This is a genomic window from Streptomyces sp. NPDC058985 (assembly GCF_042740985.1).
Taxonomy (GTDB): domain Bacteria; phylum Actinomycetota; class Actinomycetes; order Streptomycetales; family Streptomycetaceae; genus Streptomyces.
Genome location: NZ_JBHYJX010000055.1, coordinates 17,176 through 32,094, shown reverse-complemented (window position 1 = coordinate 32,094; position 14,919 = coordinate 17,176). Strand labels below are relative to the sequence as shown.

14 protein-coding genes are annotated in these 14,919 nt (G+C 70.4%); 9 read left to right on the top strand and 5 right to left on the bottom strand.

The window, feature by feature from the left end:
* Positions 1–209 precede the first annotated feature (209 nt).
* The 5 genes from ACFW01_RS33405 to galT all read right to left on the bottom strand — a co-directional run bounded on the left by ACFW01_RS33405 (position 210) and on the right by galT (position 5,215).
* On the bottom strand, positions 210–1,271 hold the full coding sequence (locus ACFW01_RS33405) for a hypothetical protein (protein ID WP_384509932.1): 1,062 nt from the start codon (positions 1,269–1,271) through the stop codon (positions 210–212).
* Positions 1,259–1,912, bottom strand: a complete 654-nt coding sequence (locus tag ACFW01_RS33400) for a hypothetical protein (protein WP_384509907.1) — start codon at positions 1,910–1,912, stop codon at positions 1,259–1,261. Before ACFW01_RS33400 ends, ACFW01_RS33405 begins: the two co-directional genes overlap by 13 nt.
* 83 nt (positions 1,913–1,995) lie before the next feature.
* Entirely contained in the window at positions 1,996–3,159 is a 1,164-nt protein-coding gene (gene galK, locus ACFW01_RS33395; RefSeq protein ID WP_384509904.1) for a galactokinase, read from the bottom strand.
* 35 nt (positions 3,160–3,194) lie between these two features.
* Positions 3,195–4,157: a UDP-glucose 4-epimerase GalE gene (galE, locus tag ACFW01_RS33390; protein WP_234957276.1), complete on the bottom strand. Its 963-nt coding sequence runs from the start codon at positions 4,155–4,157 to the stop codon at positions 3,195–3,197.
* Entirely contained in the window at positions 4,154–5,215 is a 1,062-nt protein-coding gene (gene galT, locus ACFW01_RS33385; RefSeq protein ID WP_234957275.1) for a galactose-1-phosphate uridylyltransferase, read from the bottom strand. The genes galE and galT overlap by 4 nt, the downstream gene beginning before the upstream one ends.
* A gap of 189 nt (positions 5,216–5,404) precedes the next feature.
* Between galT and ACFW01_RS33380 the strand changes: the two genes are divergently transcribed.
* The 9 genes from ACFW01_RS33380 (at position 5,405) to ACFW01_RS33340 (ending at position 14,842) form a co-directional block, all read left to right on the top strand.
* Positions 5,405–7,084 (top strand): sodium:solute symporter family protein, encoded by a 1,680-nt coding sequence (locus ACFW01_RS33380; protein ID WP_234957274.1) that lies wholly within the window; start codon positions 5,405–5,407, stop codon positions 7,082–7,084.
* A 21-nt stretch (positions 7,085–7,105) separates the two neighbouring features.
* Complete coding sequence (locus tag ACFW01_RS33375; protein WP_234957273.1) at positions 7,106–7,417, top strand: hypothetical protein; 312 nt, start codon at positions 7,106–7,108, stop codon at positions 7,415–7,417.
* A gap of 214 nt (positions 7,418–7,631) precedes the next feature.
* Positions 7,632–8,099 carry a cobalamin-dependent protein gene (locus tag ACFW01_RS33370; RefSeq protein WP_234957272.1) on the top strand — a complete coding sequence of 156 codons (468 nt, stop codon included), beginning with the start codon at positions 7,632–7,634 and terminating at the stop codon, positions 8,097–8,099.
* Positions 8,096–9,454 (top strand): methylaspartate mutase, encoded by a 1,359-nt coding sequence (locus tag ACFW01_RS33365; protein WP_384509899.1) that lies wholly within the window; start codon positions 8,096–8,098, stop codon positions 9,452–9,454. Before ACFW01_RS33370 ends, ACFW01_RS33365 begins: the two co-directional genes overlap by 4 nt.
* Positions 9,451–10,392 carry a transporter substrate-binding domain-containing protein gene (locus ACFW01_RS33360; RefSeq protein ID WP_384509896.1) on the top strand — a complete coding sequence of 314 codons (942 nt, stop codon included), beginning with the start codon at positions 9,451–9,453 and terminating at the stop codon, positions 10,390–10,392. Before ACFW01_RS33365 ends, ACFW01_RS33360 begins: the two co-directional genes overlap by 4 nt.
* A 235-nt stretch (positions 10,393–10,627) precedes the next feature.
* On the top strand, positions 10,628–11,605 hold the full coding sequence (locus ACFW01_RS33355) for a DMT family transporter (protein ID WP_234957269.1): 978 nt from the start codon (positions 10,628–10,630) through the stop codon (positions 11,603–11,605).
* A gap of 51 nt (positions 11,606–11,656) precedes the next feature.
* Positions 11,657–12,700, top strand: a complete 1,044-nt coding sequence (locus tag ACFW01_RS33350; protein WP_384509891.1) for an aspartate-semialdehyde dehydrogenase — start codon at positions 11,657–11,659, stop codon at positions 12,698–12,700.
* A complete protein-coding gene (locus tag ACFW01_RS33345; RefSeq protein WP_234957267.1) occupies positions 12,697–13,782 on the top strand; it encodes an aspartate kinase in 1,086 nt (361 codons plus the stop codon). Before ACFW01_RS33350 ends, ACFW01_RS33345 begins: the two co-directional genes overlap by 4 nt.
* Before the next feature lie 31 nt (positions 13,783–13,813).
* A complete protein-coding gene (locus tag ACFW01_RS33340; RefSeq protein ID WP_234957266.1) occupies positions 13,814–14,842 on the top strand; it encodes a TauD/TfdA family dioxygenase in 1,029 nt (342 codons plus the stop codon).
* The last annotated feature ends 77 nt before the right edge of the window (positions 14,843–14,919 follow it).

Sequence of the window (14,919 nt, the reverse complement as noted above, 5' to 3'; positions counted from 1 at the left end):
CAGCCGGAGGGCGCTCCTGCTGCGCACCTCCGTAGCCCGGAGGCTGTAGCCAAGTTCGTGGCCGATCGCCGCGATCTTGCCGGAACTCCCCCCGTCGAAGGCTCCGAGGAGGAACTCGGCGCGCCCCCGTCCGTCGAAGGAGGCCAGAATCTCAGAGTCCTTCATGCGGCTCCCTTTTCGACGCCTTCGCCACCTCCGAAGTCCCTTGTTCAGCGGTTGACGGCCTGGATCTCCTGGACCACGACGTCCTGGCCCGCCCCGAACTCGCCGTCGGGCAGGTCGCCGCCGGCGCCGGTCGTGCTCGTCCAGCTGATCTTCCAGGTGACGGTGGCCTGGAGCTGGTACGAGCCGTCGCCGGAGGAGCGCAGGTACTTCACGCCGCACGGCGGGGTCTCGTCGGCCTTGCCCTTGGCGTAGGGCGCGCCGATCCGTCCGTCCCGGATCTCGCACTGTCCGGACGCCGGGTAGGTGACGGCGTCGTCCGTGCCCGGGGTGATCTTCAGTGACACCGGTTCGGCGGTGGTCGTCGCGCTGAGGCCGAGCATCGGGACGGAGGCGGTGACGGAGACGGGCTTGAACTCGGCGGTGTCCAGCCAGGCCCAGGTCGGCAGGTTCACCTTCGTGGTGCCCTCCGGGGCCAGTTCGACCTCGGTCGAGGGCACGCGGATCTCGGCGTAGGCGAGTTGGGCGAGCGTCTCGGCGGTGATGGCCTGGGGGCGGTCGGGGGGTGGCGCGTCGCCCTCATCGACCCAGAAGGACATCTCGTCGCACTCCTGCGACGCCGGGTCGCCCTCGCGCCCCTCGGTGACGTAGGAGTCCCACCAGTAGCCGTCGCCCGCCTTGTCCTTGTTGAAGTCCTTGTAGGGCTTGCCGTTGACGTAGTAGTTCTGCGTCTTCAGGGCCCACTCGTGACTGGGTGCGCTGCTCTCCCACACCTGCCGCATCTGCGCCTCGATCTCCTCGGGCGTGTACTTCGGTGCGTAGTAGCAGGCGGGGGGCGTCCAGGAGGTACTGGAGGTGACGGTGCCGGCCGACTTGCCGGTCCCGTTCTTGGACCGGTCAAAGACGATCACTCCGCCGACGCCCGACTTGAGTGTGTCACCCTCACGCTCACCCGAGGCGCTCGTGTCGGCCGCCGGTCCGGAGTCGCCGATAGAGCCTGCTCCCGGATTGGTCCTGTCCGCGACGGCGCTGGGCATCGAGCACAGCCACAACGACCCTGCGGCAACTGCAACGGCGCCGAGGCGCAACAGCCGCGTCACGGCTGGCAGCCGGTGGCGCCGCGGGTTGAAGCGATCTTCACAAGCTCCCAGATGCCCTGCTTGTTCTTGGCGACCTGAACGCTGTAGGCCACGTAGCTGTCCTTACTCACCTTCGTACCCGTGAGCTCGCCGGTCTTGATGACCTTGCTGAAGGCCTTGCTCTCGTCGGCGCAGTAGCCGATCGCGGCACTGTTTTCGGACTTCACCTTCACGGCACGGTCGAAGTACCGAGTCGTGCCCGTCACTGTCCAGCCCGCGTCCTTGAAGCCCTGGACCCACTTCTCAGCGGCCACGGCGCCCTCTCCCTCCGTGTAGAACTCCAGGGCGGGAAGGCGTGGATCCTGAGCGACGATCGCCGCGTCCAACGCCCGGACGAATTCGGCGTTGTCGCGCAGAATGGCGTCTTCGACGGATTTACCGGTCTTTTCCGGCGAGAAGACGTCCTTGACGTCCGACGGCAACGTGACCTCGGGCCGCTCGGCGGAGCCCGTCGCACTAGGCGAAGCCGGCGCCGGCGAGTCCCCCGTGTCCGCGCCCGCGATCTTGTCGTTGCCGCCGGAGTCGTCGTCGCCGCCCCCGCACGCGGACAGCGTCAGGGCCGCGGCGGCGGCGAACGTGGCGGCTGTGAGGAACGTGGGGCGGCGATTCACGGATGGCTCCCGGTGGGGCGAGGGTTCACACGAGTGTGTCCACGCTATCCACCGGGAGTTACGGAACGTCAGTCGGGTTCTCGTCAGAGCACCCGCCGCGCCCCCGCCGAAGGCACCGCTTCGAACACCCGGGGAGCCGTGAAGGCCGCTGCCGCGAAGGCCTCTTCGACCGCCTTGGTGATGGCGTCCACGTCGGTGGCCTCGGCCAGGACGATCGCCGAGCCGCCGAAGCCGCCGCCGGTCATCCGGGCGCCGAGGGCGCCGGAGGCGAGGGCGGTGTCGACGACCAGGTCCAGCTCCGGGCAGGAGATGCGGAAGTCGTCCCGGAGGGAGACGTGGCCCTCGACGAGGACGGGTCCGATGGCGCGGGTGTCGCCGGATTCCAGGAGGGACACCACGCGCTCGACGCGCTCGTCCTCCGTGACGACGTGCCGGACGAGACGGCGTACCTCCTCCTCGTCGCCCAGCCGTTCCAGCGCCGCGTCCAGGCCGGCGTAGGGCACGTCGCGCAGCGCGTCGACGCCGAGCAGCGCGGCGCCCTTCTCGCAGCCCGTGCGGCGCTTGCCGTACTCGCCCTCGCTGTGGGAGTGCTTGACCTGCGTGTCGACCACGAGCAGGCGCATGCCCTCGGCCGCGAGGTCGAAGGGGATCTGCCGCTGGGAGAGGTCGCGGGTGTCGAGGAACAGGGCGTGGCCCGCCTCGCAGCAGGCGGAGGCGGTCTGGTCCATGATGCCGACCGGCGCGCCGACGTAGACGTTCTCCGCGCGCTGGCACAGGCGGGCGAGCTGCCAGCCGCGCAGGCCGAGCGAGTAGAGGTCGTTCAGGGCCAGGGCGACGACGACCTCCAGGGCCGCCGAGGAGGAGAGGCCCGCGCCGGACGGGACCGTGGAGGCGAGGTGGACGTCGGCGCCGGTCAGCTCGTGGCCCGCCTCGCGCAGCGCCCAGACGACACCGGAGGGGTACGCCGTCCAGGACTTGTCCGACCCGGGGTCCAGGTCGGCCACGCGCAGCTCGACGGAGTCGCCGGGGACGTCCGCCGAGTGCAGGCGCAGGACGCCGTCGTCGCGCCGGGAGACGGCGGCGACCGCGGTGTGCGGCAGGGCGAACGGCATGACGAAGCCGTCGTTGTAGTCCGTGTGTTCGCCGATCAGGTTGACCCGGCCCGGCGCGGCCCACACCCCTTGCGGTTCCGCCCCGTACAGCTCCCGGAACCGCTCGCCGACGGTCCCTGCGACAGCCTCGCCCATGCCCTGACCTCACCCTTCCGGTGACTCCGTGAGTACTAGCCCGCGTGGCGCCGCGCGAACTGCCACGCGTCCGCCACGATCCCCGCGAGATCCGCGCGGGACGGGTTCCAGCCCAGTTTCTCGCGTGCCGTGTCCGCCGAGGCCACCAGGACCGCCGGGTCGCCGCCCCGTCGGGGGGCCACGACCTCGGGGACCGGGTGGCCGGTGACGCGGCGGACGGTCTCCACGACCTCGCGGACGGAGAAGCCGTTGCCGTTGCCCAGGTTGCAGATGAGGTGCTCGCCCGGGGTGGCGGCCGCGACGGCCAGCAGATGGGCCTCGGCCAGGTCGGCGACGTGGATGTAGTCGCGTACGCAGGTGCCGTCCGGGGTCGGGTAGTCGTCGCCGAAGACGGAGATCGCGTCCCGGCGGCCTTGGGCCACCTGGAGGACCAGCGGGATCAGGTGCGACTCGGGGTCGTGGCGCTCGCCGTACTCCCCGTAGGCGCCCGCGACGTTGAAGTAGCGCAGCGACACCGCGCCCAGGCCGTGGGCCGCCGCCTCACCCGAGATCATGTGGTCGACGGCGAGCTTGGAGGCGCCGTACGGGTTGGTGGGCCGCGTCGGCGCCGACTCGAGGATCGGGACCTGGTCCGGTTCGCCGTACGTGGCGGCCGTGGAGGAGAAGACGAGCCGCCGCACGCCCGCGCCCCGCATGGCCTCAAGGAGGGCCATGGTCCCGCCGACGTTGTTGTCCCAGTACTTCTCGGGCTTCACGACCGACTCCCCCACCTGGGAGAAGGCGGCGAAGTGCAGCACGCCGTCGAAGGTGGAGTCCAGCCACTTGGCGGTGTCGCGGATGTCCCCCTCGATGAAGGAGGCGCCCGCCGGCACCCCCTCGCGGAAGCCGGTCGAGAGGTTGTCGAGGACGACGACCTCGTGCCCGGCCTCCACCAGGTGCTGGGCGACGACGCCGCCGACGTAACCCGCACCGCCCGTCACCAGGTACTTCCCGCTCATGAACTCGCTACCTCTCGCAGTCGCTCGGCCGCGCGCTCCGGGGGCACGTCGTTGATGAACACGTTCATGCCGGACTCGGAGCCCGCGAGGAACTTCAGCTTGCCGGACGTACGGCGGATGGTGAAAAGCTCCAGGTGCAGCGCGAAGTCGTCCCGCGTCACGCCCTCGAACTCCTCCAGCTGCCCGAACGGGGCCTGGTGCCAGGCCGCGATGTAGGGGGTCGGAGGCTCGCCCTCACCGAAGATCCGGTCGAAGCGCCTCAACAGTTCCAGATAGACCTGGGGGAACTCTGTGCGCGCCGCCTCGTCGAGACCGAGCAGGTCGGGCACCCTGCGTTTGGGGTAGAGGTGCACCTCGTACGGCCAGTGTGCCGCGTACGGCACGAAGGCCACCCACTCCTCGCTCTCCAGGACGACCCGCTCACCGGCCAGTTCCTCCGCCAGGACGGCGTCGAACAGGTTGTCCCCGCCCGTCGCGTCCTTGTGTGCGGCGAGTGAACGGAGCATCAGGGCGGTGCGGGGCGTGGTGAAGGGGTAGGCGTAGATCTGCCCGTGCGGGTGACCCAGTGTCACGCCGATCTCGGCGCCCCGGTTCTCGAAGCAGAACACCTGTTCAACGGAGGGCAGATGGGACAGCTCGGAGGTGCGGTCGGTCCAGGCGTCGAGCACGAGCCGGGCCTGCTCCTCGCTCAGGCCGGCGAAGGACGCGTCGTGGTCGGAGGTGAAGCAGACGACCTCGCAGCGGCCGGAGTCGCCGGCCAGCGAGGGGAAACGGTTCTCGAAGACCACGACGTCGTACGACGAGTCCGGGATCTCACTCAGCCGCTCACCCTGCGAGGGGCAGAGCGGGCACTGGTCGGCCGGCGGGTGGTAGGTGCGGCCCTGGCGGTGCGAGGCGACGGCGATCGAGTCGCCGAGCAGGGGATCGCGGCGGACCTCGGAGGTGGTGACGGTCCGCTCCAGCGGGCGGTGGTCCACCGCGTCGCGCACCGTGTCGTCACGCAGGTCGTAGTAGACCAGCTCACGGCCGTCGGCCAGCCGGGTCGAGGTCTTCTTCACTGCCGCACTCCTCTGCACCCACCCATGCACTCACCAGTCACCCAACACAATCAAACATAACACGTCACAACCCACCACGGCCCGCCGTTCATCACAATCAAACAAACTTCATCACCAGAAGTGTTCAATTACTGAACGCGGAGGCGTAGGTTCCGCTCCGGATCAGTTCGCGAACGAAGCGAGTGCTTAATGCAAACCCCCACATACCTAGCAGCAGAACTTCGGCTCCCCACCAACTGGCTCGACTACACGATCCTCGGGATCTACTTCGTCGTCGTCCTGGGCATCGGCTTCGCCGCCCGCCGTTCGGTCAAGACCAGCCTGGACTTCTTCCTGTCCGGCCGCTCGCTGCCCGCCTGGGTCACCGGTCTCGCCTTCGTCGCGGCCAACCTGGGCGCCACCGAGATCCTGGGCATGGCCGCCAACAGCGCCCAGTACGGCGTCTACACGACCCACTGGTACTGGATCGGCGCCATCCCGGCGATGGTCTTCCTCGGCCTGGTGATGATGCCGTTCTACTACGGCTCGAAGGTCAGGTCGGTCCCGGAGTTCCTCCTCCTCCGCTTCGACAAGGCCGCGCACCTGCTCAGTTCGGTCCTGTTCGCCGTCGCGGCCATCCTGATCGCGGGCGTGAACCTCTACGCCCTCGCGATCGTGGTCGAGGCGCTCCTGGGCTGGCCGGAGTGGGTGGCCATCGTGGTGGCCGGCTTCTTCGTCCTGGCGTACATCACCCTGGGCGGCCTCTCCTCGGCCATCTACAACGAGGTCCTCCAGTTCTTCGTGATCCTGGCCGGCCTCATCCCGATCACCATCCTGGGACTGAAGAAGGTCGGCGGCTGGGACGGCCTGTCCGACTCCCTCTCGCAGTCACGGGGCTCCGACTTCATGACGGCGTGGGGCGGGACGGGGATCGGCAGCGACAACCCCCTGGGCGCCAACTGGCTGACCATCGTCCTCGGCCTCGGCTTCGTCCTCTCCTTCGGCTACTGGACGACGAACTTCGCCGAGGTGCAGCGCGCCCTGTCCGCCAAGAACCTCTCGGCGGCCCAGCGCACGCCCCTGATCGCCGCCTTCCCGAAGATCTTCATCGTCTTCGTGGTGATGATCCCGGGCCTGGTCGCCGCCGTCCTGGTCCCGAAGATCGGCACGCCCGGTTCCGACCTCCAGTACAACGACGCGATCCCGTACCTGATGCAGCAGCTGCTGCCCAACGGTGTCCTCGGCATCGCGGTGACCGGTCTGCTGGCCGCCTTCATGGCGGGCATGGCGGCGAACATCTCCTCCTTCAACACGGTCTTCACGAACGACATCTGGGGAAAGTACGTCGTGAGGGGCCGCGAGGACGCCTACTACGTGCGCTTCGGCCGCCTGATCACCGTGCTCGGCGTGCTGGCCTCGATCGGCACGGCGTTCCTGGCGTCGTCCTTCTCCAACATCATGAGCTACCTCCAGACGCTGTTCTCCTTCTTCAACGTGCCGATGTTCGTGGTCTTCATCATCGGCATGTTCTGGAAGCGGGCGTCGATGAAGTCCGGTTTCTGGGGCCTGATCGCGGGCACGACCGCCGCGATGGTGAACTACTTCGTCATCTACGAGCAGGGCATCATCGACATCCCCTCCGACCAGGGCGCCAACTTCGTCTCCGCGATCGCGGGCTTCGTGGCCGGCGCGGTGGTCATGGTCGCGGTGTCCCTGTTCACGGCCCCGAAGCCGGCCGACGACCTGCAGGGGCTGGTCTACGGCACGACGTCACCGGGCATGGCCGAGGCACCGGCCAAGGGCGACGACGCCTGGTACCGCAAGCCGGCGCTGCTGGGCTGGGGCGCGGTCATCCTGGCCGCCGCCTGCTACATCCCGTTCTCGTTCTGATCGCGGGAGGATAGAGAGAACATGTCTGATTCCTACTCCGACAAGAACGTCCAGGCCGAGGTCTCCGAGCTGGAGACCAAGTCCGTCACGGCCGCACGCCTGTTCGACATCCGGCGGATCATCGGCGGGCTGTTCGTGGTCTACGGCGTCATCGTGATGATCGCGGGCTTCGTGGCCTCCGACGACGAGCTCGACAAGGCGCAGGGGGTGAACATCAACCTCTGGACCGGCGTGGGCATGCTGGTCCTCGGCCTCTTCTTCCTGGTCTGGCTGAAGCTCAGCCCCACGGTTCCGCCGCCGCCTCCCGCGGACCAGGACGCGGCACGGGAGTGACGCGGGTCCCGTGAGCGGCGCTCACGGGCCGGCCGGCGAGGCGGTCGGCGAGGGCGGGGGCGCGGCCGGGGCGCCCCCGCCCTCGGCGTTCCGGCTCCCCGATCGACAGCCTTGATAGGGCCCATCGAATTCGATCCTCAGCAGATCATGGACCGTTCATCGTCCGAACTCGTAGCTTCATTCCGTCAGACGCACCGACCAACGGACGGAAGCGATGAACGAGATATCCCCGGCACCTGCGGGACGATTCGTCGTCACCAGCGTGTCATCAGACGCCCACATGTGGAACCTGGTCTTTCTGCAGTTGCTGCTGGAGGAGCGGGGCGGCGAGGTGGCCAACCTCGGAGCCTGCGTCCCGGACGAGGTGATCCTCGCCGAGTGTCGCCGAAACCGGCCGGACGCCCTGGTAGTGAGCACCGTCAACGGCCACGGGCACCTCGACGGTCTGCGCCTCATCGGAAAGATCCGGGCCGACCCCGAACTGTCCGGATTACGAGTGGTAATCGGCGGAAAACTCGGTATCCGAGGCTCCGAGAACGCCAGATTCGGCACCGAACTCGTAGCGGCGGGATTCGACGCGGCTTTTGAATCGGAAGCCGGCCTGGCCGAATTCGACTCCTTTCTCGGCTCGCTGGGAGCGGGCTCGGTCCGTGAACTCGCGACGGCAGGTGAGCGGGCATGACGACGCAAAGCGATCCCGGTTTCGGATTACCCGCACAGCCCGTTCCCGCACAGCCCGTTCCCGCACGGCCCTCGCCGGACGTCCCGGCGCACGGCAGGTTCTCCCGCTTCGTCCGGCGCAGCCATGATCAGGGCCGCCTGGTGGTGCAGCCGCGGATGGGCTTCGCCGACGTGGCGACCATGCGGCGCGGCCTGGAGGCGGTGCGGGCGGTGCGGGGAGCCTCCGTCGGCACGGTCACCGTCGACAGCTACACCCGCGTCAACGACCACGACTCCGCCCGGCGGGCCCTGAAACGGGGCGACGACCTCAACGGCTACCCCGTGGTGGCCCACGGCACGACCGAGACCCGCCGTCTGCTGGCCGGCGTGTCGGGCGAGGACTTCCCGGTCCAGTTCCGCCACGGCTCGGCCCTGCCCCAGGAACTGTTCGGCGCGCTGGCCCGTATCGGCGCGGACGCCACCGAGGGCGGCCCGGTCTCGTACTGCCTGCCCTACAGCCGCGTACCGCTGCCGGAGGCGACGGCGGCCTGGGCGGAGTGCTGCCGCATCCTGGCCGACCAGCCGGAGACGGTGCACCTGGAGAGCTTCGGCGGCTGCATGCTCGGCCAGCTGTGCCCGCCCAGCCTGCTGATCGCCCTCAGCGTCCTGGAGGGCATGTTCTTCCGCGAGCACGGGATGCGCAGCGTGTCGGTCAGCTACGCGCAGCAGACCAGCCCCGGGCAGGACCTGGAGGCGCTCGACGCGCTGCGCCGCCTGGCCGCGCAGTGGCTCGGGGACGTCGACTGGCACGTGGTGCTCTACACGTACATGGGGGTCTTCCCCCGGACCCCGGTGGGCGCCTACCGGATGCTGGAGGACAGTGTCCGGCTGGCGGTCCGCAGCGGCACCGAGCGGCTCATCGTGAAGACCGCCGTGGAGGCGCACCGGATTCCGACCATCGACGAGAACGTGGACGCGCTGGAGTTCGCCGCCGCGGTGGCCTCCGACGAACGGCGCCACGGCCCCGGCGAGGAATCGATTCAGCAGACCGGCATCTACGAGGAGGCCCGGCAGCTGATCACGTCGACGCTGCGGTTCGGCGGCGACGTGGGGTCCGCGCTGGTGGAGGCGTTCGCCCGCGGGCACCTGGACGTGCCGTTCTGCCTGCACCAGGACAACGCCAACCGGTCGCGGGCGGCGATCGACCCCGCGGGCACCCTGCGCTGGTGCCATCCGGGCGCGATGCCCGTGACCGGCTCGGACGGATACGGCCGCGCCCCGATGACGGCGCGCTCACTGATCGACATGCTCGGCTACAACGAACGCCGGTTCGACCGCGAGGAACTGGTCGGCGCGGCGGCGAAGGGGATGCTGTGACGACCGGAGCGCAGAACACACTGGACGCGATACGTGCGCGCGGCGCGGTCCGGGCGGTGGTCAGCCAGGGGATCCGGGGGCTGTCCCTGCCCGACGGGCGGGGCGCGTGGACCGGACTGGACGCGGACGTGGCCCGCGCGGTGGCCGCGGCGGCGGTCGGCGACGCCGACGCCGTCGAGTGGCTGCCGACCGACCCCGCCGAGCGGCTGGCCCGGCTCGTCTCGGGCGCGGCGGACGTGGCCACCTGCAACCTCTCGTGGACCCTCGGGCGGGAGGCCTCGCAGCCCGTCCTGTTCGCCGGGGTCACCTGCTACGACGGGGAGGGTTTCCTGGTCCGGGCGGCGGACGGGGTGTCCCGGCCGGAGCAGCTGGACGGGCTGCGGGTCGCCACCCAGGAGGGGACCACCACCGCCGGCAACCTGGCGGCCTGGTTCGGCGCACGGGGGCTGCGGGTCGAGCCGGTCGCGTACCCCACCCCCGCCGAGGCACTGGCCGGTTACGCGGAGGGGGCCTGTGCGGCCTATGTACTGGACCGCATCGCGCTGGCGGGTGCCCGGGCCACGCTGCCCCGGCCGGAGGACCACACCGTGCTGGAGACCGCCATCTCCAGGGAGCCCATGGCGCTCGCCGTGCGCGAGGACGACCCGGCCTGGTTCCGGGTGTGCCGCTGGGTGCTGCAGTTCCTCGTCGCGGCCGAGGACTCCGTCCACGAGCAGGGGTCGCGGACCGCGGCGGAGGGGGCCGCCGGCCTGGCCGGCAAGCACGGCCCGGCGCTGGGCCTGGACGAGGACTGGGCGCACCGTGTCCTGGACGCGGTCGGCACCTACGGGGACGTCTACGAGCGCAATCTCGGCGCCGCCTCCGGCCTCGGGGTGAGCCGCGGCGCCAACGCCCTGTGGACCGAGGGCGGCCTGCACTACCCGCTGCCGCTGCACTGACGTTCCGCCGCTCGCGCCTGCCATCGGCAGCCTCGATGAGGGCATCGGTTTCGTTCCCCAGCGGGGCGTGGACCGGGCCCCGCGGCAGCTCGTAGCTTGTTCGTACGCCGGCTCACCAAAGCGGCGGGACGGACCAGCACCGCACCGCCGACCGGCACCCGCGCCTTCCTCGCCCGGCCCGGCGCCGCATCCATCAGCAGACCGGACAGCATTCCCCCCAGAGCAGGAGTCTGACATGAGCACATCAGAAACATCCCGTCAGGAATCGCGCGGCGCGATGGAACTGACGGCGGCCATGCTGCTGTCGGGCACCCTCGGCGTCTTCGTCGTCGAGTCCGGCGCCTCGCCCTTCAACGTCGTCTTCTACCGGTGCGTGTTCGGCACCCTCTTCCTCGGCCTGTACTGCCTGGCCCGCGGCTTCTTCAAGAACCACGGCTTCACCCCGAAGAAGCTCGGCCTGGCCGCACTCGGCGGCGTGTTCATCGTCTTCAACTGGGCCTTCCTCTTCGAGTCCTACAGCACGACGTCCATCTCCGTGGCGACCGTCGTCTACCACACCCAGCCGTTCTTCGTGGTGCTGCTGGGGGCCGTGCTGTTCAAGGACCGCATCACCGCGCACAAGGCCGGCTGGCTGCTGGTCGCCTTCCTCGGACTCATCCTCGTCGCCGGCGTCTCGACGTCGGACCTGTCCGCCGGCAGCGCGTACCTGACCGGGCTCGGATACGCCCTGCTGGCCGCCCTCTTCTACGGCCTGTCGACGATCATCACCAAGCGGGTGACCGGCGTGAAGCCCCACCTCGTCGCCCTCGTCCAGGTACTGCTGGGCATCCCGCTGCTGCTGCCCTTCACCCAGCTCGGCCAGAGCGCGGACCTCGGCAGCGGCTGGGCCTGGCTGGTCGGCCTGGGCTTCATCCACACCGGCGTCATGTACGTCCTGATGTACTCCTCGTACCAGAAGCTGCCCACGTCGAAGATCGCCGTGCTGGCCTTCGTGTACCCGGCCGCCGCCATGATCTGCGACTGGGCCGTCTACGGACACCACGTCAGCCTGCTCCAGGCACTGGGCATTCCGCTCATCGTCGCGGCCTCCCTCGGCATCAACCTCGGCTGGCGTCCCGGCCGGCGCCCCGCCACCGCACCGGCCGCCACCCCCACCGCCCCCACCACCCCGGCGGAACAGGTCTCCGCGCCCCGCAAGCGCACCACCGTCTGACCGACGCACCACCGTCCGAGCAGCGCACCACCCTCTGAAGGGACCCCTGCCATGCCCCGCGTCACCGATCCCGCCGCACCGCGCATCGCCCTGGTCGGAGCCACCGGAGTGGTCGGCACCACCCTCCTGCAGCTCATCGAGGAACGCGGCTTCCGCTACCGCGACCTGCACCTGGTCGCCTCGGCCCGCTCGGCCGGGCGCGAGGTGGCCGTGGAGGGCCGTACCTACCAGGTGCAGGACCTGGACGGCTTCGACTTCTCCCAGGCCGACGTGGCCTTCTTCTCCGCCGGGGCCCGGGTGAGCACCACCTTCGTACCCAAGGCCGTCGCCCAGGGAACCCTGGTCATCGACAACACCAGCGCCTTCCGGATGGACCCCGACACCCCGCTGGTCGTCCCCCAGGTCAACGCCCACGTACTCGGCACCCGCCCGGTCAGCGGGGTCATCGCCAACCCGAACTGCTCCACCATCCCGCTGGTCAGGCTGCTCGGGCCGGTCCAGGAGCGCTGGGGCATACGCCAGGCCGTGGTCAGCACCTACCAGGCGGCCTCCGGCGCGGGCTACTCCGGCATCGAGGAACTGCACGCCGGCGCCCGCACCGTCCTCGCGGACCCCGACAGCGCCGGAGTGTCCGGCACCTTCTCCCCCTCCCTCGCCTTCGACGTGATCCCGAGCATCGACCGCCTCCTGGACGACGGCTTCACCTTCGAGGAGCAGAAGATGCTCCAGGAGTCCCGCAAGATCCTCGGGCTGCCGCATTTGGACGTCACCACCACCTGCGTGCGCGTCCCGGTGGTGAACAGCCACTCCGAAGCGGCCTGGATCGAGTGCCACAACCCCGTGGACCGCGACGAACTCGTCGACCTGCTGGCCGGGCAGCCCGAGGTCGCCGTCCACGATCCCAGGACCACCGACTCCTTCCCCACCCCCCGCACCGCGGGCGACCCGAACCGGGTGCACGTCGGCCGGATCCGCGTGGCCGGACACAACCCCCGCGGCTTCTGGCTGTGGATCGTCGCCGACAACGTGCGCATCGGCGCCGCGCTCAACGCCCTGCAGATCGCCGAGGCCCTCACCGAGCGGGGTGCGCTGTGACCACACCCGCCGTCCTGAAGTTCGGGGGCTCCACCTTCCCCGCCCCGCACGCCTACACCGACCTCGCGGCGGCCCTGCGGCAGCGGATCGAGGACGAGCAGCGGCCGCTGGCCGTCGTGGTCAGCGCCATGCCCGGGGAGACCGAGAAGCTCCGCACCCTGCTGCACGAGACCAATCCGCAGCCGCGGGAGGCCACCGTCGCCGGGCTCCTCACCCTCGCCGACACCACCAGCGCCCACCTCCTGGCCACCGCCCTGCACCGGGAGGGGGTCACGGCCACCGTGCTCGCCGGCCACCAGCAGGGCCTCGTCACCGACAGCACGTTCATGTGGGCCAAGGTGGAGCGGCTGGACGCCGAACCGCTGCGGCGGGCCCTGGCGGAGCACCAGGTCGTGATCGTCCCCGGCGGCCAGGCCGCCGACCGGCAGGGCCGCCCGACCTGGCTCGGGAAGAACAGCTCCGACCTCTCGGCCGTGCTCGTCGCGGCGGCGCTCGGCGCCGACCGCTGCGAGATCCACTCGGACGTCGACGGCGTCTACAGCGCGGACCCGAACACGGTCGGCGGCGCCCGCCTGCTGCCCGAGGTGACGCACGACACCGCCGCCCTGATGTCGCTGTACGGGGCGAAGGTCCTGCACCGCAGGTCGGTGCGGACCGCCAAGCAGCACGGCATCACCCTGGTCTGCCGGCACAACCGGGCGCCCTTCCCGTCCGGCACCGTCATCGGCAGCGAGGGCGGCCCCGCCGTCGGCGTCGTACTCAACACGAAGTCCCAGGTCCTCGCGTACGACACCGCGGCCCAGGCGGACCTGGCGCACAGCGTCTTCCACGCCGAGGGTGTCGACACCGTACGGCTCGAGGACGGACCGCACCTCGTGGTGGTCGGCGGCTACCTGGACGTCGAGCACTTCCAGCGCACCCACCAGCTGCCCGCCGGCCGCGTCCTGGGCATCCCCGTCACCGAGATCACCGGAAGCCGGGCGACCACCCACATCGCCGGCGACCCCGAGCAGGCCCGCCGGCTCGCCCAGAAGCTGCACGACGCACTCCCCGGTCCCACCACCGGCATCCGAGCCCTCTGACCCGTCCAGCCCAGCGAAGGAGCCCGTCACCATGACCACGACCGCCGTCGAGACCAGCACCCGCGCCCCGCAGACCCTGGGGCTCATCGAAGTGCCGGACGCCACCCGGGACGCCATCGGACGAGCGCTCGCCGCCGAGCCCGATCCCACCGGGGACATCGACCGCGCCATGGCCCGCTACCACCAGATCCTCGCCGGCCTGCCCCTCGGACAGCTCCAGCAGATCCTCGACTTCGGCCGCCACAACGACGCCCCCGGCGTCGGTTACGTCCGCAACCTGCCCGTCGACCCGCAGCTGCCCGCCACCCCGGCGGACGGCGGCCCGGCCACCGGCAAACCGAGCTTCGTCGCCGAGGGCGTCCTGCTGGGCCTCTCCGGCCTGCTCGGCGAGCCGGTCGGGTTCCTCACCGAGAAGAACGGCAACCTCGTCCACGACGTCATACCCGTCGAGGGCGGCGCGATGACGCAGACCAACCAGGGGTCGACCGTCTTCCTCAACTTCCACAACGACATCGTCCACGACGCCATCGGCCGCTACGACGTCAGCAACCCCGACTTCCTCGTCCTCAGCTGCCTGCGCGCCGACCACGACGGCATCGCCGCCACCCACTACGCCGACGCCCGCGACATCGTCCGGGCCCTCGACTCCCGCACCCTCGAACTGCTGCGCAGCCCGCTGTTCCGGCTCAACGCCCCCGGCAGCTACGTGCGTGACGTGGCCGGCGGGCGCGAGGTGCTCTCCGACCCGGTGGCCATCATCAGCGGCCCGGAGGAGTTTCCGGAGATCTCCTCCTCCGCCAACGGCGTGCGCGCGATGACCACCGCCGCCGAGGCGGCCCTGGACCGGCTCCAGGCCGCCTGCCGGGAGACCTCCCACCAGGTCCACCTGCGCCCCGGAGAGGCGCTCCTGATCAACAACCGCAAGGGCCTGCACGCCCGCACACCGTTCACCGCCCGCTACGACGGCGCCGACCGCTGGCTGCAGCGGACCTACGTGCGGCGCAGCCAGTGGTCCATCCGCTACCGCCAGACCCCCGACAGCCGCCGCGTCCACTACTGATCCGTCCCGCGGGGTGTGGGGGGCCCGCGGGGGGGCCCCGCCCCCCCCCCCCCCGCGCGGGGGGGGACACCCATGAC